Source organism: Streptomyces griseus (assembly GCF_900460065.1).
Taxonomy (GTDB): Bacteria; Actinomycetota; Actinomycetes; order Streptomycetales; family Streptomycetaceae; genus Streptomyces; species Streptomyces griseus.
The window spans coordinates 74,236-95,297 of sequence record NZ_UAVD01000038.1; the positions used below are offsets into that span (position 1 = coordinate 74,236).

Annotated in this window: 16 protein-coding genes; 12 read left to right on the plus strand and 4 right to left on the minus strand. The window is 72.5% G+C overall.

The features are described from left to right. The first annotated feature begins 218 nt into the window (after positions 1 to 218). From DTB53_RS27445 to DTB53_RS27470, 6 genes are all read left to right on the plus strand, one after another. Positions 219 to 1,595 (plus strand): DUF4192 domain-containing protein, encoded by a 1,377-nt coding sequence (locus DTB53_RS27445; RefSeq protein WP_012378724.1) that lies wholly within the window; start codon positions 219 to 221, stop codon positions 1,593 to 1,595. Positions 1,596 to 1,767: 172 nt separating this feature from the next. Continuing rightward, positions 1,768 to 2,526, plus strand: coding sequence for an NUDIX hydrolase (locus DTB53_RS27450; protein WP_003965773.1), 759 nt, complete (start codon positions 1,768 to 1,770; stop codon positions 2,524 to 2,526). Between the two features lie 144 nt (positions 2,527 to 2,670). Continuing rightward, positions 2,671 to 4,407 (plus strand): ATP-binding cassette domain-containing protein, encoded by a 1,737-nt coding sequence (locus DTB53_RS27455; protein WP_012378723.1) that lies wholly within the window; start codon positions 2,671 to 2,673, stop codon positions 4,405 to 4,407. Positions 4,408 to 4,567: 160 nt separating this feature from the next. Beyond that, positions 4,568 to 5,455: a FadR/GntR family transcriptional regulator gene (locus tag DTB53_RS27460; protein ID WP_012378722.1), complete on the plus strand. Its 888-nt coding sequence runs from the start codon at positions 4,568 to 4,570 to the stop codon at positions 5,453 to 5,455. A gap of 337 nt (positions 5,456 to 5,792) precedes the next feature. After that, the gene (locus tag DTB53_RS27465) at positions 5,793 to 7,337 is read left to right on the plus strand and encodes an RNA polymerase sigma factor (protein WP_003965769.1); all 1,545 of its coding nucleotides are present in this window, start codon (positions 5,793 to 5,795) and stop codon (positions 7,335 to 7,337) included. Positions 7,338 to 7,470: 133 nt separating this feature from the next. Beyond that, complete coding sequence (locus DTB53_RS27470) at positions 7,471 to 8,301, plus strand: S1 family peptidase (RefSeq protein WP_012378721.1); 831 nt, start codon at positions 7,471 to 7,473, stop codon at positions 8,299 to 8,301. 171 nt (positions 8,302 to 8,472) lie between these two features. On the opposite strand, the gene DTB53_RS27475 is transcribed toward DTB53_RS27470, so the two are convergent. Next, positions 8,473 to 8,706, minus strand: coding sequence for a DUF7455 domain-containing protein (locus DTB53_RS27475; RefSeq protein WP_003965767.1), 234 nt, complete (start codon positions 8,704 to 8,706; stop codon positions 8,473 to 8,475). 447 nt (positions 8,707 to 9,153) lie between these two features. On the opposite strand from DTB53_RS27475, the gene DTB53_RS27480 reads away from it, so the two are divergent. From DTB53_RS27480 to DTB53_RS27490, 3 genes are all read left to right on the plus strand, one after another. Further along, positions 9,154 to 11,280: a DNA gyrase/topoisomerase IV subunit B gene (locus tag DTB53_RS27480; protein WP_012378720.1), complete on the plus strand. Its 2,127-nt coding sequence runs from the start codon at positions 9,154 to 9,156 to the stop codon at positions 11,278 to 11,280. Positions 11,281 to 11,532: 252 nt separating this feature from the next. Then, on the plus strand, positions 11,533 to 12,003 hold the full coding sequence (locus DTB53_RS27485) for a DUF485 domain-containing protein (protein ID WP_030703551.1): 471 nt from the start codon (positions 11,533 to 11,535) through the stop codon (positions 12,001 to 12,003). Continuing rightward, a complete protein-coding gene (locus tag DTB53_RS27490) occupies positions 12,000 to 13,592 on the plus strand; it encodes a monocarboxylic acid transporter (RefSeq protein ID WP_012378718.1) in 1,593 nt (530 codons plus the stop codon). The genes DTB53_RS27485 and DTB53_RS27490 overlap by 4 nt, the downstream gene beginning before the upstream one ends. Before the next feature lie 106 nt (positions 13,593 to 13,698). Here DTB53_RS27490 and DTB53_RS27495 read toward each other — a convergent pair whose 3' ends face one another. Beyond that, entirely contained in the window at positions 13,699 to 14,373 is a 675-nt protein-coding gene (locus DTB53_RS27495) for a response regulator (protein ID WP_003965763.1), read from the minus strand. Next, positions 14,370 to 16,061: an ATP-binding protein gene (locus tag DTB53_RS27500; protein WP_003965762.1), complete on the minus strand. Its 1,692-nt coding sequence runs from the start codon at positions 16,059 to 16,061 to the stop codon at positions 14,370 to 14,372. The genes DTB53_RS27495 and DTB53_RS27500 overlap by 4 nt, the downstream gene beginning before the upstream one ends. Positions 16,062 to 16,246: 185 nt before the next feature. On the opposite strand from DTB53_RS27500, the gene DTB53_RS27505 reads away from it, so the two are divergent. Continuing rightward, a complete protein-coding gene (locus DTB53_RS27505; RefSeq protein WP_012378717.1) occupies positions 16,247 to 17,266 on the plus strand; it encodes a LacI family DNA-binding transcriptional regulator in 1,020 nt (339 codons plus the stop codon). Between the two features lie 7 nt (positions 17,267 to 17,273). Here the strand turns inward: DTB53_RS27505 and DTB53_RS27510 are convergent, their stop codons facing one another. Then, positions 17,274 to 18,572: a citrate synthase gene (locus DTB53_RS27510; RefSeq protein ID WP_012378716.1), complete on the minus strand. Its 1,299-nt coding sequence runs from the start codon at positions 18,570 to 18,572 to the stop codon at positions 17,274 to 17,276. Between the two features lie 145 nt (positions 18,573 to 18,717). On the opposite strand from DTB53_RS27510, the gene DTB53_RS27515 reads away from it, so the two are divergent. Together DTB53_RS27515 and DTB53_RS27520 are read left to right on the plus strand one after the other, a co-directional pair. After that, positions 18,718 to 19,863, plus strand: a complete 1,146-nt coding sequence (locus DTB53_RS27515) for a citrate synthase/methylcitrate synthase (protein WP_003965759.1) — start codon at positions 18,718 to 18,720, stop codon at positions 19,861 to 19,863. Between the two features lie 22 nt (positions 19,864 to 19,885). Beyond that, the gene (locus tag DTB53_RS27520; RefSeq protein WP_012378715.1) at positions 19,886 to 21,052 is read left to right on the plus strand and encodes a CobW family GTP-binding protein; all 1,167 of its coding nucleotides are present in this window, start codon (positions 19,886 to 19,888) and stop codon (positions 21,050 to 21,052) included. The last annotated feature ends 10 nt before the right edge of the window (positions 21,053 to 21,062 follow it).

Sequence of the window (21,062 nt, forward strand, 5' to 3'; positions counted from 1 at the left end):
CCGGCTCCGGGGGCGACCTCGAAGTTCCGGATCCGGAGGCGAGCTCGAAAGGCGGAGGCCCGGGGCACGCCGACCTCCAGCGGCGAGCACGTCCGGGCGAGCGGTGGAACGGGACCGCGCACAGCACGGTAGTGAACCCGGAACGACAGGCGCGACCCCTGTGGATAACGTTATCCACAGGGGTCGCGGGGCCGGGCGGACTGAGGGACCGTCAAGGCATGAACAAGCACCACGAATCCACCGGCCCGGCCGCGGAGCAGCAGATCACCCTGCGCGGCCCCGCCGAGCTCGCCGACGCCCTCCCGTATCTGATGGGCTTCTATCCCAACGACAGCGTCGTGATGGTCGCCCTGCACGGCGGCCGCGGCCGGTTCGGCGGCCGGCTCCGCCTCGGAATTCCCCAGGCGCCCGGCGAATGGGGCCCGGTCGCCGACCAGTTGGCGGACTGCCTGGTATCGGGGAGCGAGCGGCGCGAAGGCCGGCCCGACGCGATCGTGATCTTCCTCTGCCAGGACTCTCCGGACGGGTCCGGCGGCAGGCTCACGATGGAGCGCCTCAGGCCGTTCGCGCAACGCCTGCGCACCGCGTGCGGAGCACGCGACGTTCCCGTCCTCGAAGCGCTCTGCATCTCCGACGGCCGCTACTGGTCCTACTGCTGCCCCGACCCCCGGTGCTGCCCCGACCAGGGAAATCCCCTGGCCATGCCCGGCACCACGGTGATGGCCGCGGCCGCCGCCTACGCGGGCGTCCATGTGCGGGGCACGCTGCGCGACATGGAGGCGCGGCTCCGGCCCTGGAGCGACCCGGCAGCCGCGACCGCGCAGGAGGAGGCCCTGGACAGGGCGGCGCCGGCGCTGATCCCGAGGCTCCTCGACGAGCGGGCCCGGGGGAAGGTCGCGGCGGAGACGCTCCGGCTGGCGCGCACGCTCATGGACCGCATCGAGGGGACACAGCCCGCGCCGCCCGCGCTCGCGGACGCCGGGGACGACCAGCTGATCGGTTCCGACGAGGCCGCCGCCGTCATCCTCGGGCTCCAGGACCGGGAGACCCGGGACAAGGCCGCCGCCTGGATGGAGGGGGCGGAAGCGCAAGCGGCCCTGCGGCTCTGGCGGACGCTGGCACGGCGGTGCGTCGGACCGTACGGGGAGCACGCCGCCGCTCCGCTCACCCTGGCGGGCTGGGTCTCCTGGTCCACGGGCGACGAGCCGGGCGCGCGGGTCGCCCTGACGCTGGCGCTGCGCGCCGATCCCGACTACACGTTCGCCCAGCTGCTGCACCGGGCCTGCAATGAGGGGCTCGACCCGGAGGCCCTGCGCCGTTGCCTGCGCGAGGCCGCGAACGGGGCGAGCCCCGACGCCCGGGCCGTGGAGGCGGTGGCGGGCACCGCCGCCGACCGGGGCGGCACATCGCCGCACGTCCGCAGGGCCCGCCCGCTGCCCGGCGGGGGCCGTCCGCGGGGGCGCTCCCACCGGCGCCCGGGTGCGGGGCGGGTGAGGCCGTCACCCGCTTCGGCCGGTCCCTGGAGCTCGGTGGCCGGGCGGCGGTCGCGCGAGGCCCGGCGGTACGGGCGACGCGGCAGCAGGGCGCGGAGGTGACCCGGGTGCGCGCCGCGCAGCGGCCGGAGCGCCTCCGCCCCGGCCCGCCGGCCGTCCGCGATCCGGGCCTCGGCCCGACCGATCACCGCGCACGGACGAGCGTGGCGCCCCGACTGATCACGAGCATGCCGAAGGGAGTGTTTATCGTCAGGCAGACGACTATGATCGCGGCATGCCGCCCTACGACCCGTCGACCTTCCCGCCCTTCGCTGTCACCGTCGACCTGGTCGTGCTCACGGTGCGCCGTCACGCGCTCTGCGCGCTGGTCGTCCGCCGCGGAGAGACCCCGTTCCAGGGCAGATGGGCGCTGCCCGGTGGCTTCGTCAGGATGGACGAGGACCTGGGATCCGCGGCGGCGCGTGAACTCGTGGAGGAGACCGGCCTCAGCGCCCACGACCCGGCGAAGCCGGCCGTGGGCAACGGGGCGCATCTGGAGCAGTTGGCCACGTACGGAGATCCGGCGCGCGACCCCCGGATGCGGGTGGTCAGCGTCGCCCACCTCGCCCTCGCGCCGGACCTCCCCGCGCCCCGGGCGGGCGGCGACGCCAACAGCGCGCGCTGGGCTCCGGTGGAGGATCTGCTGCATCCCGGTGCCGGACGGGAGGGCGAGCAGGCGGCAGCACTGGCCTTCGACCACGCGCGCATTCTGGCCGACGGCGTGGAGCGGGCCCGCTCCAAGATCGAGTACTCCTCGTTGGCCACCGCGTTCTGCCCGCCGGAGTTCACGGTCGGCGAGCTGCGCCGGGTGTACGAAGCGGTGTGGGGCGTGGTCCTCGACCCCCGCAACTTCCACCGCAAGGTCACCGGAACGCCCGGATTCCTGGTGCCCTCCGGCGGGACGACCACGCGCCAGGGAGGCCGGCCCGCGCAGTTGTTCCGCGCCGGAGCGGCCACGGTGCTCAATCCGCCGATGCTGCGACCCGAGGTCTGAGCCACCGGGCGTTCCGCTGCGACGGCCCCGCGGAACACCCGGTGACCCACCCCTGCGCAAAAAGTCTGAAATGTCGCGTTATGTTGCTGCGGTACCCCCTGCCGCCGAGCGGTCTCACCTTCCGCGAGAGACGCGAGATAAGCGATGCTCCAGGCCATCGGACTCACCAGCACCCCCCGTCGCGACGCTCCGCCCGCCGTGAACGATCTGACCTTCGAGGCTCCTTCCGGCCGGGTCACGGCCCTGCTCGGCGCTCCCCGCTCGGGCCGGACCACGGCCCTGCGGCTGATGCTCGAACTGGACGCGGGGCGGGGCGTCGCCTACTTCCGGGGGCGGCCACTGCACCGCATCGCCCACCCGGCACGGGAGGTGGGCGTCCTGCTCGGCGACGTACCGGGCCATCCCGCCCGGACCGCCCGGGGCCAGCTCCGGATGCTGTGCGCGGCCGCGGGCGCGCCCGCGACCAGGGCCGACGAGGTCCTCGAAGTCGTCGGTCTCGCCGGACTCGGGGACCAACGTCTGGGCACCCTCTCGGTGGGGATGGACCGGCGGCTCGGGCTCGCCTCCGCACTGCTCGGGGATCCCCACACCCTGATCCTGGACGAGCCGGCGGACGGGCTGTCCCCGCGGGAGAACAGCTGGCTGTACGGGCTGTTGCGCGCGCACGCGGCCCAGGGCGGCACGGTCCTCTACACCACCGGCGACCCCAAGGAGGCGGCCCGCACGGCCGACCGCGTCGTCACCATCGGCGGCGGGCGCCTCGTGGCCGACCAGGACGTCTCCGACTTCGCCCGCACCCGACTGCGGGCCCGGGTCGCCGTCCGCACCCCGCACGCGGCCCGGCTGGCGGCCGTGGTCAGCCGGGAGGCGCGAGCCGAGCGCCGCTCGGTGGAGGTGGTCGAGGAGGCGAGCGGCCGGCTGACGGTGTACGGCAGCAGCTGCGCGGAGATCGGCGACACGGCGTACCGGCACGGCGTCCCCGTGCACCGGCTCGCCGACGAGATCGGGGACACCGGGCCCGTCGCCCGGGCGGAGACCGGGAGCGAGGAGCGGGGCGAGCCCGCCCCCGAGCCGTCCGAGCTGCCGCCCCCGATCCGGGTGCGTCCCGCGCGCGGCCCCCTGCGCCCGCTCCGGTACGAACTGCGACGCTCCCTGGGCGTCCGGACGACGACCGTGATCATGGCGGCCGTTCTGGTGGTGTCGGCCGCGATGTCCGTCCTGCTCGCCCGCACCGACGGCACCGCGCTGCCCCGTGTGCTCGCCGCGTGGCCCGCCCTGCTGCCGCTGCCTCCCGCCGCGCTCGGCGCGGGCCTGCTCGGGGCGCTGTCCTTCGGGGACGAGTTCCGTTATCCGGCACTCGCCGCCGCGCGCGGCACCGTGCCCCGACGGCTCGGCCTGTTGCTGGCCAAGCTCACCGTGACCGCGGGCTTCGCCCTGCTGCTCGCGACCCTCGCCGTGGTGTGCGGGGCGCAGAGCCTCCGCCTCGTGTACGGGCCGGACTTGATCGAGATTCCCGCGAACGCCTTCGCGCTCGGTGCGAGTTGGGCCGGCCTGACGGTCGGCTGCGCCTGGGCGGGGCTGTTGGCCGCCGGTGTCTTCAGGGTGGCCGGGGCGGGGATCGCCGCGGTGCTGGCCGTTCCGGTGCTCGTCGTTCCACTGGTGCAGAAGATCTTCGCGGCGCCGTCCGCGCGTTCGGTCGCCGGGCTCCCGGGCCGGCTGCGCGAACTGGCCGGGTGGCAGCTGCCGCAGCAGGCGGACCACTGGGTCCTGGCCGTCGCGCGGGTGGTGGCGCAGCCCGTCGGCACCGCACTCGCCCTGTCGTTGTCGGCCCTGATCTGCGCGTATCTGTTCACCAGCCTTCGAGGTAAGGCGCGTTGGTGATCGACGCCGCCCCGAATCGAGAGCAGGGGATCGCAACTCCCTGAGAAATGACCGAATTGTAGGGATATGGCGTCAATTGCGGAGCGAGCGCCGATCACCCTTTCGTGTGCTTTTCACCAAAGACCTCAAGGGGTGGGTGAGCCGCGCCGACAAAGGATGCGTGAGTACCCTTGCGCACACCATGATGACCGCCGCCCGCTCCGCCGATTCCGGCCTGGCCGGCTCGGGCGAACTCGATCGCTACCCCTACGCGGAGGCGCCGGCCGGCGAGCGTGCCGCTTCCCGGGCCTGGGGCGGTTCCGATGCGGAGCTGGGACGGGCGAGCCGACGCGGGTCCGCCAGCCGGGGGCGCGGTCTCCACGGCCAACTCGTCCAGCAGCTCGGCCAGATGATCGTCTCCGGAGACCTCGGCGCGGACCGCCCCCTCGTCCCCGAGGAGATCGGCCAGCGGTTCGAGGTCTCCCGCACCGTCGTACGCGAATCCCTGCGCGTCCTCGAAGCCAAGGGGCTGGTCAGCGCGCGTCCCAACGTGGGGACGAGGGTCCGCCCGGTCACCGACTGGAACCTGCTGGATCCCGACATCATCGAATGGCGGGCCTTCGGTCCGCAGCGCGACGACCAGCGCCGTGAGCTGGCCGAGCTCCGCTGGACCATCGAACCGCTCGCGGCCCGCCTCGCGGCCGGGCACGGCCGGGAGGACATCCAGCAGCGGCTCGGCGACATGGTGGAGATCATGGGCCACGCGATGGGGCAGGGGGACGCGATCACCTTCTCCCGTGCCGACGCGGAGTTCCACGCCCTGCTCATCCAGGCGGCGGGCAATCGGATGCTCGAACACCTTTCCGGCATCGTCTCGGCCGCCCTCCATGTCTCCGGCGGCCCGGTCACCGGCTGTGACCGTCCCGGCGAAACCTCGCTCGCGCACCACGCGCGCATCGCCGACGCTCTGGCCTCCGGTGACGCCGGGGCCGCCGAGGCGGCCATGCGTCAACTGCTCGTCGTCCACCCCGACGTCGAGCGGGTGGTACCCGCGCCGCGCGAGCACTGACCGGGGCGCGGCCGGGTGCGTGGGCCCCGGTGCGTGCGTCCGGCGCCGCCGGGCCGCACGGGTCCGGCGGCATAATTGTGGGGGGATGGCACCTTCGGCCCATTTCGTCACGTATGAGGTGTGACTCGGGCCACGCGGATTGGCCGTAACACTCCTCGAAGCAGCGCGATGACTTAAGAGGTGAGCGTCGCGGAAGGAATACAGCAGCCCTCGGGTGTGCTGTCCAGTTCCGAGGCCAAACCCGCGCCGTCGGCGACATCCCCAGTCGACGGTCGTCGGTTCCAGCCCTCTCCAGGGCGGGGCCGGAAGCCGTTTCCATCGTTCCGAGAGGTTGTTCGTGTCGGCCAGCACATCCCGTACGCTCCCGCCGGAGATCGCCGAGTCCGAGTCTGTGATGGCGCTCATCGAGCGGGGAAAGGCTGATGGGCAGATCGCCGGCGATGACGTGCGTCGGGCCTTCGAGGCTGACCAGATTCCGCCAACCCAGTGGAAGAACGTTCTGCGCAGCCTCAACCAGATCCTCGAGGAAGAGGGTGTGACGCTGATGGTCAGTGCCGCGGAGTCGCCGAAGCGCGCCCGCAAGAGCGTCGCAGCGAAGAGCCCGGTCAAGCGCACCGCCACCAAGACCGTCGCGGCGAAGACGACCGTGACCAGGACCGTCGCGGCCACCGCCGCCCCGGCGGTCGAGAGCGCGGACGCGGCCGACGACGCCGTCGCCGCCGCCCCCGCCAAGAAGACGGCAGCCAAGAAGGCCACGGCCAAGAAGGCAGCCGCCAAGAAGACGACGGCCAAGAAGACCGCCGCCAAGAAGTCCGGCAAGCAGGACGACGAGATCCTCGACGGCGACGAGGCGGCCGAGGAAGTCAAGGCCGGCAAGGGTGAGGAAGAGGAGGGCGAGGGCGAGAACAAGGGCTTCGTCCTCTCCGACGACGACGAGGACGACGCGCCCGCGCAGCAGGTCGCCGTCGCCGGCGCCACCGCCGACCCGGTCAAGGACTACCTGAAGCAGATCGGCAAGGTTCCCCTCCTCAACGCCGAGCAGGAGGTCGAGCTCGCCAAGCGCATCGAGGCCGGTCTCTTCGCCGAGGACAAGCTGGCGAACGCCGACAAGCTCGCGCCGAAGCTCAAGCGCGAGCTGGAGATCATCGCCGAGGACGGCCGCCGGGCCAAGAACCACCTCCTGGAGGCCAACCTCCGTCTGGTGGTCTCCCTGGCCAAGCGCTACACGGGTCGCGGCATGCTCTTCCTGGACCTGATCCAGGAGGGCAACCTCGGTCTGATCCGCGCGGTCGAGAAGTTCGACTACACCAAGGGCTACAAGTTCTCCACGTACGCCACCTGGTGGATCCGTCAGGCGATCACCCGCGCGATGGCCGACCAGGCCCGCACCATCCGTATCCCGGTGCACATGGTCGAGGTCATCAACAAGCTCGCGCGCGTGCAGCGCCAGATGCTCCAGGACCTGGGCCGCGAGCCCACCCCGGAGGAGCTGGCCAAGGAACTCGACATGACCCCCGAGAAGGTCATCGAGGTCCAGAAGTACGGTCGCGAGCCGATCTCGCTGCACACCCCGCTCGGTGAGGACGGCGACAGCGAGTTCGGTGACCTGATCGAGGACTCCGAGGCCGTCGTCCCGGCGGACGCGGTCAGCTTCACGCTCCTCCAGGAGCAGCTCCACTCCGTGCTCGACACGCTCTCCGAGCGTGAGGCGGGCGTGGTCTCGATGCGCTTCGGTCTCACCGACGGCCAGCCGAAGACGCTCGACGAGATCGGCAAGGTCTACGGCGTGACGCGTGAGCGCATCCGTCAGATCGAGTCGAAGACGATGTCGAAGCTCCGCCACCCGTCCCGCTCGCAGGTGCTGCGCGACTACCTCGACTAGATCGAGGAGATCCACCGGCCGAGGGCCCGGAACCCCGAGGGGATCCGGGCCCTCCGGCGTGTCCTCGGGGGCGGACGGTGACCGGCTGGATCACGCTGGGTGGACCGTTACCGCCTCAGCGTCAGGAGCCTCCATGCCCCGTTCCCTCGTCCGCGCCCTGACCGGGGTGCTCGCCCTGACCGCCGCCGCGACCGCGGCGCCCCTCGCCGCGCCCTCCGCGGCGGTCGCGGACAGCGTCATCGTCGGCGGGCAGCCCGCCCCGGTGGCGGACAGTCCCTGGGCGGTGGCGCTGTCGAGCCGGGACCGGTTCGGAGGGGCGCGCTCGGGACAGTTCTGCGGAGGCGTCGCCGTGGCGCCCACGAAGATCCTGACGGCCGCCCACTGTCTGAGTGACGAGGCGCTCGGTGGACCGGCGGAGCGGGTGAGGGACCTGCTGGTGATCGCCGGCCGGGAGCGGCTGAGCGACTCCGACGGCCAGGAGATCCCGGTCCGGGACATCTGGGTGAACCCGGCGTACGACCCCGCCTCCAACGCCGGCGACCTCGCGGTGCTGACGCTGGCGCGCGCGATGCCGGAGGGCGGGGTCGTCCCGACGGCCAGGAGCGGGGACACCGCCTACCGGGCCGGCACCGCGGCGGCCGTCTACGGGTGGGGCGACACGACGGGGAGCGGCACCTACGCCTCCGTGCTGCGCTCCGCGCCGGTCCAGGTCCTCCCCGACAGCGACTGCGCGCGGGCCTACCCGGGCGGCCGGGAGGGCACCTACAAGGCCTCGGCGATGCTCTGCGCGGGCGATCCTGCGGGCGGCAGGGACGCGTGCCAGGGCGACAGCGGCGGGCCGCTGGTGGCCCGTGGGCGGCTCATCGGCCTGGTGTCCTGGGGCAGCGGCTGCGGGCGCGCGGGCAGCCCGGGGGTGTACACCCGGGTCTCCGCCGCACTGGAGTGGGCCGAGGGCCGCATCTGATCCGCGTCAGGGGCCGCGTGCGGGCGGTGACGCCCGCACGGCGTCCGTGGCGGCGGTGATGGCCGCACGGCGTCCGTGGCCTCGCGACGAGAACGGGCGGCTCCCCCCGGTGGGGGAGCCGCCCGTCGGCCGGTCCTGGACCGGCCCCTGGCTCGTCGTGGATGCGAGGTATCAGTGTTGTTCCTCGTCGGCGGTAGCCGTCTGCACGGCGGTGAGCCGATCCGTCTCATCCTGTATTTCCGCGGCGATCTTCTTGAGTTCCGGCTCGAACTTGCGCCCGTGGTGGGCGCAGAAGAGCAGTTCACCGCCGCTGATCAGGACGACGCGCAGATATGCCTGGGCGCCGCAACGGTCACAGCGGTCTGCTGCGGTCAGCGGGCTCGCGGGGGTCAGAACAGTAGTCACGTCGCCTCTTCTCTAGCTCGACGAGCTGTCGTACCAGGGTCAACATCCAACCAGGCCGAAAACGTTCCCGCTCGTGGCTTTTCTTCGAAACTTCTTCTCGGTGTGGCTGTCTGTTGCCGGTTGGCGGCGAATGTGCCGTATGCGGAGCGCTACGGTTTCGCATTGCTTGTCTAGGGGGTCGGTCCCGCCGGCCGGCTTGCCGGTTTGTTCATGAGGACGTGCCCGGAGCCTAAATGGTTCATGCGTCGAAGGGAACGTGATGTGCACGTCACTCCAACGAATGATCGAACATCCATGCGAGCCCGGAAGAAGCTCGACTAGCATGAGGATTCCCCGAGGGTGGCGTTACAACCGCTCTACCAGGCCTCTGTAGGCTCTCAGCGGCAACCGAAGGCCAGCCCTCCACCCGCGGGGGCCCCCGATGAAATTCAGCGAGGAGCGAACCGCGTGACCGCCGAAACGTCCGTGCCGTCCACCGCGATGCTGACCGGAGCAGGCGGCGACCGGGACAGCTCCAACTACACCGCGCGGCACCTTCTCGTCCTCGAAGGGCTCGAGGCGGTCCGCAAGCGGCCCGGCATGTACATCGGGTCCACCGACAGCCGTGGCCTGATGCACTGCCTCTGGGAGATCATCGACAACTCCGTCGACGAAGCCCTCGGCGGCTACTGCGACCAGATCGAGGTCATCCTCCACGACGACGCCTCCGTCGAGGTCCGGGACAACGGCCGGGGCATCCCGGTCGACGTCGAGCCCAAGACGGGGCTCTCCGGCGTCGAGGTCGTGATGACCAAGCTGCACGCCGGAGGCAAGTTCGGCGGCGGCTCCTACGCCGCCTCGGGCGGTCTCCACGGCGTCGGCGCCTCCGTGGTCAACGCCCTCTCCGCCCGCCTGGACGTCGAGGTCGACCGCAACAGCGCGACCCACTCCATCAGCTTCCGGCGCGGTGTCCCCGGCATGTTCACCGAGCAGGGGCCGGACAGCCCGTTCGACCCGGCCAACGGCCTGCGCAAGGGCAAGCGCGTCCCCAAGACCCGTACCGGTACCCGGGTGCGGTACTGGGCGGACCGCCAGATCTTCCTCAAGGACGCCAGGCTCAACCTGGACACCCTCCACCAGCGCGCCCGCCAGACGGCCTTCCTGGTCCCCGGCCTCACGATCATCGTCCGCGACGAGCGGGGGCTGGACGGCGAGGGCAAGACCGAGGAGACGTTCCGCTTCGACGGCGGCATCAGCGAGTTCTGCGAGTACCTGGCGCAGGACAAGGCCGTCTGCGACGTCCAGCGCCTCAGCGGCACCGGCACGTTCAAGGAGACCGTGCCCGTCCTCGACGACCGCGGCCACATGACCGCCACCGAGGTCACCCGCGAGCTGGCCGTCGACATCGCCCTGCGCTGGGGCACCGGCTACGACACGACCGTACGGTCGTTCGTGAACATCATCGCCACCCCCAAGGGCGGCACCCACGTCACCGGGTTCGAGCGCTCCCTGACCAAGACGGTGAACGAGGCGCTGCGCTCCGCCAAGATGCTGCGGGTCGCCGAGGACGACATCGTCAAGGACGACGCCCTCGAAGGACTCACCGCCGTCGTCACCGTACGGCTCGCCGAGCCGCAGTTCGAGGGGCAGACCAAGGAGGTGCTCGGCACCTCCGCGGCCAACCGGATCGTCGCCGGTGTGGTCGCCAAGGAGCTCAAGGCGTTCCTGACCTCCACGAAGCGGGACGCCAAGGCCCAGGCCAGGGCGGTGCTGGAGAAGGCCGTCGCCGCCGCCCGCACCCGGATCGCCGCCCGGCAGCACAAGGACGCCCAGCGCCGCAAGACCGCCCTGGAGTCCTCCTCGCTGCCCGCCAAGCTCGCCGACTGCCGCAGCGACGACGTCGAGCGCAGCGAGCTGTTCATCGTCGAGGGGGACTCGGCGCTCGGCACCGCCAAGCTGGCCCGGAACAGCGAGTTCCAGGCGCTGCTGCCGATCCGCGGGAAGATCCTCAACGTACAGAAGTCGTCCGTCTCGGACATGCTGAAGAACGCCGAGTGCGGCGCGATCATCCAGGTCATAGGAGCCGGGTCCGGGCGGACCTTCGACATCGACGCCGCGCGCTACGGGAAGATCGTCCTGCTGGTGGACGCCGATGTCGACGGCGCTCACATCCGCTGCCTGCTGCTGACCCTCTTCCAGCGCTACATGCGCCCGATGGTCGAGGCGGGCAGGGTCTTCGCCGCCGTCCCGCCGCTGCACCGGATCGAGCTGGTCCAGCCCAAGAAGGGCCAGGACAAGTACGTCTACACCTACTCCGACAACGAACTGCGCCAGACCCTCCTGGAGTTCCAGCGCAAGAACGTCCGGATCAAGGAATCGATCCAGCGCTACAAGGGTCTCGGCGAGATGGACGCCGACCAGCTGGCGGAGACGACGATGGACCCGCGCCACCGCACGCTGCGGCGGATCAACATCGGCGACCTGGAATCCTCCGAGCAGGTCTTCGACCTGCTGATGGGCAACGAGGTCGCGCCCCGCAAGGAGTTCATCACCAGCTCCGCCGCCACCCTGGACCGCTCGCGCATCGACGCCTGACCCCGCCCGCCTCGCGGCGCCGCGCCGGCCCCCGCTCCCGTACCGCCGGAGCGGGGGCCGCGTACGTTCCCGGGCCGAGGACTCGCGGTCCGCGCAGCCGTACGGGACTTCTGTCACCTGAAGGGGTGAAGCCGGGCGAATGGCGCGCCCGGGATCCTCCCGAACCGCCCATGGTTGGCCATGCGGCCGAAAAGGTTCGTGGATCAGGGGAGTCGTGGGGTGGAGAAGGAAGCAGGGCCGGAGGCCGCGGGGGTGCGGCTCGACGACCCGTGGGACGACGTACCGGTCCCCGACGGGTGCGGCCGGGACGGCACGGCCGCACCCGTCGGGGACCTCGACGCGCCCGCCGTCGCGGGGCCGGGCCCCGAGCCCAGCGCGGCCGACATCTACCTGGAGGTGCACCGCAGCGCGGCCTTCCGCGAGGTGCGCCGCCGCTACCGCCGCTTCGTGGCTCCCGCCGCCCTCGCCTTCCTCCTCTGGTATCTCGCCTACGTCGTCGCCGCCACCACCGCGCCCGAGTTGATGGCCCGCCCGGTCGCCGGAGCCGTCAACGTCGCGATGGTGGCGGGTCTCGGCCAGTTCCTCACCACCTTCCTGCTCACCTGGGCGTACGCACGCCACGCGCGGTTGCGCAGGGACCGGGCCGCACTCGATCTGCGCTGGGACACCCAGGAGATGACCCGGGGCCTCGGCCCGGAGACGACGAGAGGGCCCGGACGTTGAGAGGCGACCACCAGACACTCGCCCTGCTGCTGTTCAGCGCGTTCATCGCGGTGACGCTGTTCATCACCACCCGGGTCGGCCGCGGCCGGAAGGGCTCCGCCGAGGAGTTCTACGCCGGCGGGCGGCTGTTCTCGCCGATGGAGAACGGATTCGCCCTCGCCGGCGACTACATGTCGGCGGCCTCCTTCCTCGGGATCTCCGGGCTGATCGCCCTCTTCGGCTACGACGGCATGCTCTACTCGGTCGGCTTCCTCGTCGCCTGGCTGGTCGTCCTGCTGTTCGTCGCCGAACTCGTCCGCAACTGCGGCCGGTTCACCCTGGCCGACGTGGTCGCGGCGCGGATGGCGGAGCGACCGGTGCGTACCGCCGTCGGTATCTCGTCCGTCACCGTCTCCGTGCTCTACCTGGTCGCCCAGATGGTCGGCGCGGGCAGCCTGGTGGCCCTGCTGCTCGGCGGCACGAGCGACGCGGCCCGGTCCTGGACGGTCGTCGGGGTCGGCGCGCTCATGGTGGTCTACGTGTCCTTCGGCGGCATGCGCGCCACCACCTGGATCCAGATCGTCAAGGCCGTCCTGCTGATGGCGGGAGCCGTCGCGCTGACCGTGCTCGTCCTGGTCCACTTCCACGGGAACATCAACACCCTGCTCGGCACGGCGGCCGAACGCAGCGGCCACGGCGAGGACTTCCTCGCGCCCGGCCTGCGCTACGGCGGGGACCTGACCTCGCGCCTCGACTTCATCAGCCTGGGCGTCGCCCTCGTCCTCGGCACGGCGGGGCTGCCGCACATCCTGTCGCGCTTCTACACCGTGCCCACCGCCCGCGCCGCGCGCCGCTCCGTCGTCTGGTCCATCGGGCTGATCGGCGGCTTCTACCTGATGACGATCGTGCTCGGATTCGGCGCCGCCGCCCTCGTCGGCTCGGCCGAGGTCCGCGCCTCGAACGCGGCGGGCAACACCGCGGTCCCGCTGCTGGCGCTCCGTCTGGGCGGCGGTGAGGGCTCCACCGGCGGAACGATTCTCTTCGCCCTGGTCGCCGCCATCGCCTTCGCCACCATCCTGGCCGTCGTCGCGGGCATCACGCTGGCCTCGTCCGCGTCCGTCGCCCACGACCTGTACGCCACGCTCCGCCGCCCCGGGCGCCGGAAGCGCGGCGAGGTCGCCGTGGCGCGTATCGCCGCCGCGGGAACCGGCGCGGTCGCGATCGGACTCGGACTGCTCGCCCAGGACCTCAATGTGGCCTTCCTGGTGGGCCTGGCCTTCGCCGTGGCTGCCTCGGCGAACCTCCCCGCGCTGCTCTACTCCCTGTTCTGGCGCGGCTTCACCACCCGGGGAGCGGTCTGGGCCGTGTACGGCGGCCTCCTCCCGGCGGTCGTCCTGGTGCTGCTCTCACCCGTGGTCTCGGGCAGCCCCACGTCCCTGTTCCCCGGCGTCGACTTCCAGGTCTTCCCCCTGGAGAACCCGGGGCTGGTCTCCATTCCGCTGGGCTTCCTGGCCGGCTGGCTCGGTACGGTCACCTCGCCCGAGCCGCCCGACGAGGCCAAGCACGCCGAGGCCGAGGTCCGGGCGCTGACGGGGGCCGGGGCGGCCTGAGGGGAGCGGGCGCCCGGGCAGGGCGCGTACGGGGCCGGCGGGCGCCCGGGCAGGCTCGTACGGGCCGACGGGCGCCAGGACAGAGCGCGTACGGGCTTGAGGCGGCTCAGCCGGCCGCCCAGGCGTACCGGTGTTCCGGGCGCCCGGTCTCCCCGTAGCGCAGCGTCAGCCGGACCTTGCCGGTGCGTTCCAGCAGCTTCAGATAGCGCTGGGCCGTCTGGCGGCTCATCCCCGCGCTGTCCGCGATCTCCTGGGCGGAGAGCGGGCCGTCGGCTCCGCGCAGGGCCCCTCGGACGAGCTCGGCCGTGGTGGGGGAGTGGCCCTTGGGGAGGGCCGGCTCGTCCGCCGCCCACAGCGCGCCGAAGAGTCGGTCCACCTGTGCCTGCTCGGCCTCCCCGCCCCCGTCGAGCGCCTGCCGCAGCGCCGCGTACGCCTCCAGCTTCGAGCGCAGGCCCGCGTACGTGAACGGCTTCACCAGGTACTGGAGCGCGCCGTGCCGCATCGCGTCCTGCACGGTCGCGACGTCCCGGGCCGCCGTCACCATGATCACGTCGACCTGATGACCCAGACGGCGCAGTTCCCGTACGACGGCGAGGCCGTTGCGGTCGGGCAGGTAGTGGTCCAGCAGGACCAGGTCCACCGGGACCCGTTCGACCGTCTCCAGCGCCGCGGCCGCCGAGTGGGCCTGCGCGACCACCCGGAAGCCGGGGACCTTGGCGACGTACGCCGCGTTGATCTGCGCCACCCGGACGTCGTCGTCCACGACCAGGACCTGGATCACGGCCGCTCTCCCGTCGTGGCCGGACAGGCGGCGGACGGCGGGGCGTCGGGTCCGGCCTGCGCCCGCGGCCCGGGCTCCCTCAGCGCCTCCGGCAGCACGACCGTGAACACCGCACCGCCTCCGTCCGCTCCGGACACCGTCACTCTGCCTCCCTGACGCTCCGCGAGCCTCCGGACGAGGGCGAGCCCCAAACCGCGCTTGCCGTGCGCCGGGACCTCCTTGGTGGACCACCCCTCCGTGAAGATGGACGCGTGCTGCTCCGGGGGAACGCCGGGGCCGCTGTCGCGCACCTCCAGGATCACCGTACGTCCCTCCGCGCACAGCCCGACCTCGATCCGCGCCCGCTCCGATCCGGCCGCCGCGTCCGTGGCGTTGTCGACGAGGTTGCCCATGACGGTGACCAGGCCCCGGGGATCGACCACCCGGTCCGGGAGCAGGGTGCCGGGAGCCAGTCGCAGCGCCACGCCGCGCTCGGCGGCGACCGTCGCCTTGCCCACCAGGAGGGCGGCCAGCAGCGGGTCCTGGACCTTCTCGGTGACCTGCTCGGCCGTCGCCCGGTGTACGCCCACCACCTCCGTGACGAACTCCATCGCGTCCTCGTGCATCTCCAGCTCCAGCAGCCCGAGCAGGGTGTGCAGCCGGTTGGCGTGCTCGTGGTCCTGGGCGCGCAGGGCGTCGATCAGCCCGGTGGTGGAGTCGAGCTCGCGGCCCAGGTTCTCCAGCTCCGTCCGGTCGCGCAGGGTCACCACGGCCCCGCCGTCGTCCGTGGGCATCCGGTTGGCCAGCAGCACCCGGTTGCCCCGTACCGCCAGCAGGTCGTCGCCGACCACCCGCCCGGCCAGCACGTCCGCGGTCCGGCCCTCGCCCAGCACCTCCTCCAGCGTCCGGCCCGCGGCCTCCGGGCCCACGCCCAGCAGCCGCTGCGCCTCGTCGTTCAGCAGTCGGACGCGGCCGGTCCCGTCCAGGGCGACGACCCCTTCGCGGATGCCGTGCAGCATGGCCTCGCGCTCCGTCAGCAGCGCGGAGATGTCGGAGAACGCCAGGTCGTGGGTCTGCCGTTGCAGGCGGCGGGAGATCAGGTACGCGGCGAGCGCCCCGACGGCCAGGGCTCCGCCCGCGTACGCGAGCAGCCCCGGGATCGCCCCGAGGAGCCGGGCGCGGACGCTGTCGTAGGAGATGCCCACCGACACCGCGCCGATCACGTCGCCGGACGGGCCGAACAACGGCACCTTGCCCCGTGCCGAGCGGCCGAGGGTGCCGCTGTCGATCTCCATCACCTCGCGGCCGCCCAGCGCCTCGCCGGGGTCGGTGGAGACGATCGCGCCGATCCGGTGGGTGTCGGGGTGCGACCAGCGCACCCCGCGCTGGTTCATGACGACGACGTACTCCGCTCCGGTCGCCCGCCTGATCCGTTCGGCGGCCGACTGGACCGGGCCCCGCGCCGACGGGTCCGTGCTGCTCAGGTCCTTCACGATCCCCGGCTGGGCGGCGGTGCTCTGGGCGATGGCGAGGGCGCGGCGCATCGCCTGGTCGTCCAGCTGGTCGCTGAGGGGGGCCAGGAACAGGCCGGTCACCAGGACCGTCACACCGGTGATGATGGCCAGCTGCATCAGCAGGACCTGGGAGAAGACCCGCTGGGGCCAGCCGAACCGGCGAGGTCCCCTGCCGGGGGTCGGTGGGGCGTTCATCGTAGAGACGGTAAGCGCCGGGCGGCCGGGGCGGAAATTCCGACGGGTTCCGGACGGACTCCGCGGGCCTTTGCCGTCCGCGCCCCTTGCTTCGCGGCGCTGTCTCTGTGAGCGTTCCTGGAGCGTCTCCGAGGAGTTCTCCCTCAACGCAATCTTCTTGCACTTCTTGCGCTAATCTTGCGCTCATGACGCGACGACTTGCTCAGGTGGCCCAGAAAGTGGGAGTCAGCGAGGCGACGGTCAGCCGGGTGCTGAACGGCAAGCCGGGCGTTTCCGACGCCACCCGGCAGGCCGTCCTCTCCGCGCTGGACGTCCTCGGGTACGAGCGCCCGACCCAGCTGCGCGGTGAACGGGCCCGGCTGGTCGGTCTCGTCCTGCCCGAGCTGCAGAACCCGATCTTCCCGGCGTTCGCCGAGGTGGTCGGCGGCGCGCTCGCCCAGCAGGGGCTGACCCCGGTGCTCTGCACCCAGACCAAGGGCGGCGTCTCCGAGGCCGACTACGTCGAACTGCTCCTCCAGCAGCAGGTCTCCGGCGTGGTCTTCGCGGGCGGGCTCTACCACCAGGCCGACGCCCCGCACGACCACTACCAGGTGCTCGCCGACCGCAAGATCCCCGTCGTGCTCATCAACGCGGCCATCGCCCACCTCGGCTTCCCGGGCGTCTCCTGCGACGACTCCGTCGCCGTCGAGCAGGCCTGGCGGCACCTCGTCTCGCTCGGCCACGAGCGCATCGGTCTGGTCCTCGGCCCCTCCGACCACGTGCCCTCGCAGCGCAAGCTGGCCGCCGCCCGGGTGCTCGCCGAGGAAGCGGGCACGACCGTGCCCGACGAGTGGGTGGCCCGTGCGATGTTCTCGCTGGAGGGCGGGCAGGCCGCCGCGATGCGGCTGTTGGACCGGGGCGTCACCGGCATCATCTGCGCGAGCGACCCGCTCGCGCTGGGCGCGGTGCGCGCCGCCCGCCGGCGCGGTCTCTCGGTGCCCGCCGACGTGTCGGTCGTCGGCTACGACGACTCGGCCTTCATGAACTGCACCGAGCCGCCCCTGACCACCGTCCGCCAGCCCATCGAGGCCATGGGGCGGGCGGCCGTGGAACTGCTCTCGGTGCAGATCGGCGGGCGGACCGTCCCCTCGGACGAGCTGCTGTTCGAGCCGGAGCTGGTGGTGCGCGGGTCCACCGCGCAGCCGCCGCGCGAGAATTCCCTGTGATCCGTAGCTAATTTGCGCTGCCCGAGCCTCTGGTCCGGACCTGGGAGCCCGTTTCGGGGCCGGGCAGCGGCTGGGGCGGCCGGGGGCCCGTGTACTGCCCGGTGGGGCGGATGCGCAGGGGGCGCTCCCCGTACTCCTCCAGCGCGTGGGCGATCCAGCCCGCCGTGCGGGACACCGCGAACACCGTCTCGCCCGCGTCCGCCGGCATCCCCCGGGAGACGGACAGGACGGCCAGGGCCAGGTCGATGTTGGCGTGCAGCGGAGCGTGCCGCGCCGTCGTCCCGACCACCTCGCGGGCCGCCGACAGCGCCCCGGCGGCCTGCGGCACGTCCTCCAGCAGGGCGAACAGGGCCGTGGCCCGCGGGTCCTCGCCCCGGTAGAGCCGATGGCCCAGGCCCGGCACCCGCCGCCCGGTCCGCAGGTGATCGGCGACCACGGGGACCGCGCTGCCCCGGTCCACCGCCTCCCGGAGCATCCGGTGCGCGAGCCCGCTGGCCGCCCCGTGGAGCGGCCCCTCCAGCACGCCGAGACCCGCCGAGACCACGGCGTACGGGTGGGCCCGAGCGGAGGCGGCGACCCGAGCGGCCAGGGTGGAGGCGGCCAGGTCGTGGTCGATCAGGAGGGTCAGGGCGGCGTCCAGCACGGCCAGGGACGGGGCGTCGGCCGGCTCCGCGGTGAGCCGTGACCAGAGTCCACGCGCCAGGGAGCCGTCGCCGTCCGCCGGGTCGCCCACTGCCGGCAGGGCGCCCACCAGCGTCGGGATCAGGCTCCGGGCACTGCCGAGCACCGCCTCGGGCGACAGGTCGAACCGCAGCGGATCCGTCGCCGCAGCGGCGGTCACCGCCACCCGCAGCCGGTCCGTCGACCCGCTGTGCGCGGGCAGCGCGCCGACCGTCCGACGAGCCGCCGCGAGGGTCGCGGCGGTCGCGGTGAACCGGGCGCCGGGGCTCGGCTCCCCCGTCCACAGCCACTCGGCGACCTCCTCGTAGCTGTGGGTCCCGGCCAGCTCCGTCGCGTCGACCCCGCGGAAGAAGCAGCGGTCGTCCTCGATGAGGGTGATGCCGGTACGGAAGGACAGGTCGCCCCCGGCCGGGGAGGCGTCCCTGCGCCCCGAGCGCCGGGCCAGCGCTGCGACCTCGTCGGCGTCGAACGTGCTGCCCCGCCCCCCGGGCGCCCGGGCGCTGCTCAGCTGGCCCCGGCTGACGTAGGCGTACACCGTCGCCGGCTTCACGCCCAGCAGCTCGGCGGCCTCCCGGGTGGTGAGCCGGGGCGGCCCCTGCTCGTCGGGTGCTGATCGATCCGTCATGCCGACCACCGTATCCATCCTGAATCCATGAGAAGAGGCAAGAGGCCCACTCATGTATTGATTCAATCAACATTGACAGAATTCGAGTCAAGCATAGACAGTCGAATCAATGTTCCGTGGGTCGGAAAGAGAGAAGAGACCAGCCATGACCACCACCCCTGCCGTCCCCCGCGGTCTCGCCGGCGTCGTCGTCACCGACACCGCCCTCGGCGATGTGCGCGGCCGTGAGGGCTTCTACCACTATCGCCAGTACTCGGCGATCGAGCTCGCGCGGACGCGCGGCTTCGAGGACGTCTGGTACCTGATGGTCCACGGCGAACTGCCGGACCGGGCGGCCGCCGCCGACTTCGCCGCCCGCACGGCCGCGCTGCGCACCCTGCCCGCCGAGGTGCGCGACGCGCTGCCCGCCATCGCCCGGGCCGGCGCCGTCTCCGGCCCCCTCGCCGGACTGCGCACCGCGCTGTCCCTGCTGGGCGCCTCGGCCGGATTCCGCCCGGTGTACGACATCGGAACCGAGCGGCGGCGCCAGGACGCGCTCACGGTCTGCGCGGCCGTCCCCACGATCCTCACCGCCCTCCACCGCCTGGGCCAGGGGCTCCAGCCGGTCGAGCCCCGGGAGGACCTGCCGCACGCCGCGAACTACCTGTACATGCTGACCGGGGCGGAGCCGGAGCCCGAGCACGCCAGGGCCGTCGAGCAGTACCTCGTCTCCACCGTCGACCACGGCTTCAACGCCTCCACCTTCACCGCCCGGGTCGTCGCCTCCACCGGAGCCGATCTGGCCGCCTGCCTGGTCGCGGCGGTCGGCGCGCTCTCCGGACCGCTGCACGGCGGGGCCCCCAGCCGCGCCCTGGACACCCTGGACGCCATCGGCACCCCGGACCGCATCGACGGCTGGATCCGCGAACAGGTCCTCTCGGGCCGCCGCATCATGGGCTTCGGCCACCCCGTCTACCGCACCGAGGACCCGCGCTCCCGCATGCTCAAGTCCCTCGCACAGGGCTTCGGCGGACCGCTCGTCGACTTCGCCGTCGAGGTGGAACGGCAGGTCGAGTCCATCCTGGCCGAGCTCAAGCCGGGCCGGGAACTGCACACCAACGTGGAGTTCTACGCCGGGGTGGTCATGGAGCTGTGCGGGCTGCCGCGCGCGATGTTCACCCCCACGTTCTGTGCGGCACGGGTGATCGGCTGGAGCGCCAATATCCTGGAACAGGCGGAGGACTCGAAGATCATCCGCCCGGCGGCCCGCTACGTCGGCGCACCCCCGCCGCAGCCGGTCCCGGCACCCTGACGACGCCCCAGGAAGGCCCCCGTTGACCCTGCCCCGCACCCCGCAGATCCCGGTCGTCGTCCTGGCGGGCTTCCTCGGCTCCGGCAAGACCACGCTCCTGAACCATCTGCTCCGCAACCGCGCGGGCACCCGGATCGGCGTGATCGTCAACGACTTCGGGGCCATCGAGATCGACGCCATGACCGTCTCGGGGCAGGTCGGCTCGACCGTCTCGCTGGGCAACGGCTGCCTGTGCTGCGCCGTCGACGCGAGCGAACTCGACACCTTCCTGGAGACGCTGACCCGGCCGTCCGCCCGACTGGACGTGATCGTCATCGAGGCGAGCGGACTTGCCGAACCCCAGGAACTCGTCCGCATGCTGCTGGCCAGCGACAACCCGCACATCCTGTACGGGGGCCTCGTCGAGGTCGTCGACGCGGCGGAGTTCGACAGCACCCGCCGACGCCATCCGGAGCTCGACCGCCATCTCGCCGTCGCCGACCTCGTCGTGCTGAACAAGACCGACCGGGTGGGGGAGGCGGAGCGGGAGCGGCTGCGGGCGATGGTCGCGGAGCTGAGCGGCCCGGCCGCCGTGATCTCCGCCGTCCACGGCCGGATCGACCCCGAGCTCCTCTTCGACCCGGCCCTGCGGCCGGACCACGAGGACAAGGTCCGCCAGCTCACCTTCGAGGACCTGCTGCGGGAGGAGACGGCCGACGGGCACGAGAGGCACGACGACCACCTCCACGCCGCGTACGAGAGCGTCGACTTCACCTCGGACGTGCCACTGGACCCGCGCCGCTTCATGGAGTTCCTCGACTCCCGGCCCGAGGGGCTCTACCGGATCAAGGGGTTCGCGGACTTCGGCGCGGGGGACCGGGACAACGCCTACGCGCTGCACGCCGTGGGCCGCTTCCTGCGCTTCGTGCCCCGCCCGTGGGCACGCGGCGACGAGCGGCTCACCCAGCTCGTCATGATCGGCGCGGGCATCGACGCCGGGGCGCTGCTGGCCGGACTCGCCGCCTGCCGCACGGATGATCCCGCTCCCGGGACGCCCGCCGACCCCGTCGACAGCTCGGTCACCGAACGCGCGATGTGGGGCGTGCTCCGGTACGTACACCAGGAGCCGGACCCCGCGGACGGACCGGAGGGCCTCGCGGACGGACTGGAGGACCCCGGGGACGTACGGGAAGCCGCCGCGGAGGCGTGACACCTTCCGC

Excerpts from the sequence above, each read along its gene's own strand:
- DTB53_RS27445 (WP_012378724.1), top strand. The coding sequence starts at position 219 with ATGAACAAGCACCACGAATCCACCGGCCCGGCCGCGGAGCAGCAGATC.
- DTB53_RS27450 (WP_003965773.1), top strand. The coding sequence starts at position 1,768 with ATGCCGCCCTACGACCCGTCGACCTTCCCGCCCTTCGCTGTCACCGTC.
- DTB53_RS27455 (WP_012378723.1), top strand. The coding sequence starts at position 2,671 with ATGCTCCAGGCCATCGGACTCACCAGCACCCCCCGTCGCGACGCTCCG.
- DTB53_RS27470 (WP_012378721.1), top strand. The coding sequence starts at position 7,471 with ATGCCCCGTTCCCTCGTCCGCGCCCTGACCGGGGTGCTCGCCCTGACC.
- DTB53_RS27500 (WP_003965762.1), bottom strand. The coding sequence starts at position 16,061 with ATGAACGCCCCACCGACCCCCGGCAGGGGACCTCGCCGGTTCGGCTGG.
- DTB53_RS27505 (WP_012378717.1), top strand. The coding sequence starts at position 16,247 with ATGACGCGACGACTTGCTCAGGTGGCCCAGAAAGTGGGAGTCAGCGAG.
- DTB53_RS27510 (WP_012378716.1), bottom strand. The coding sequence starts at position 18,572 with ATGACGGATCGATCAGCACCCGACGAGCAGGGGCCGCCCCGGCTCACC.
- DTB53_RS27515 (WP_003965759.1), top strand. The coding sequence starts at position 18,718 with ATGACCACCACCCCTGCCGTCCCCCGCGGTCTCGCCGGCGTCGTCGTC.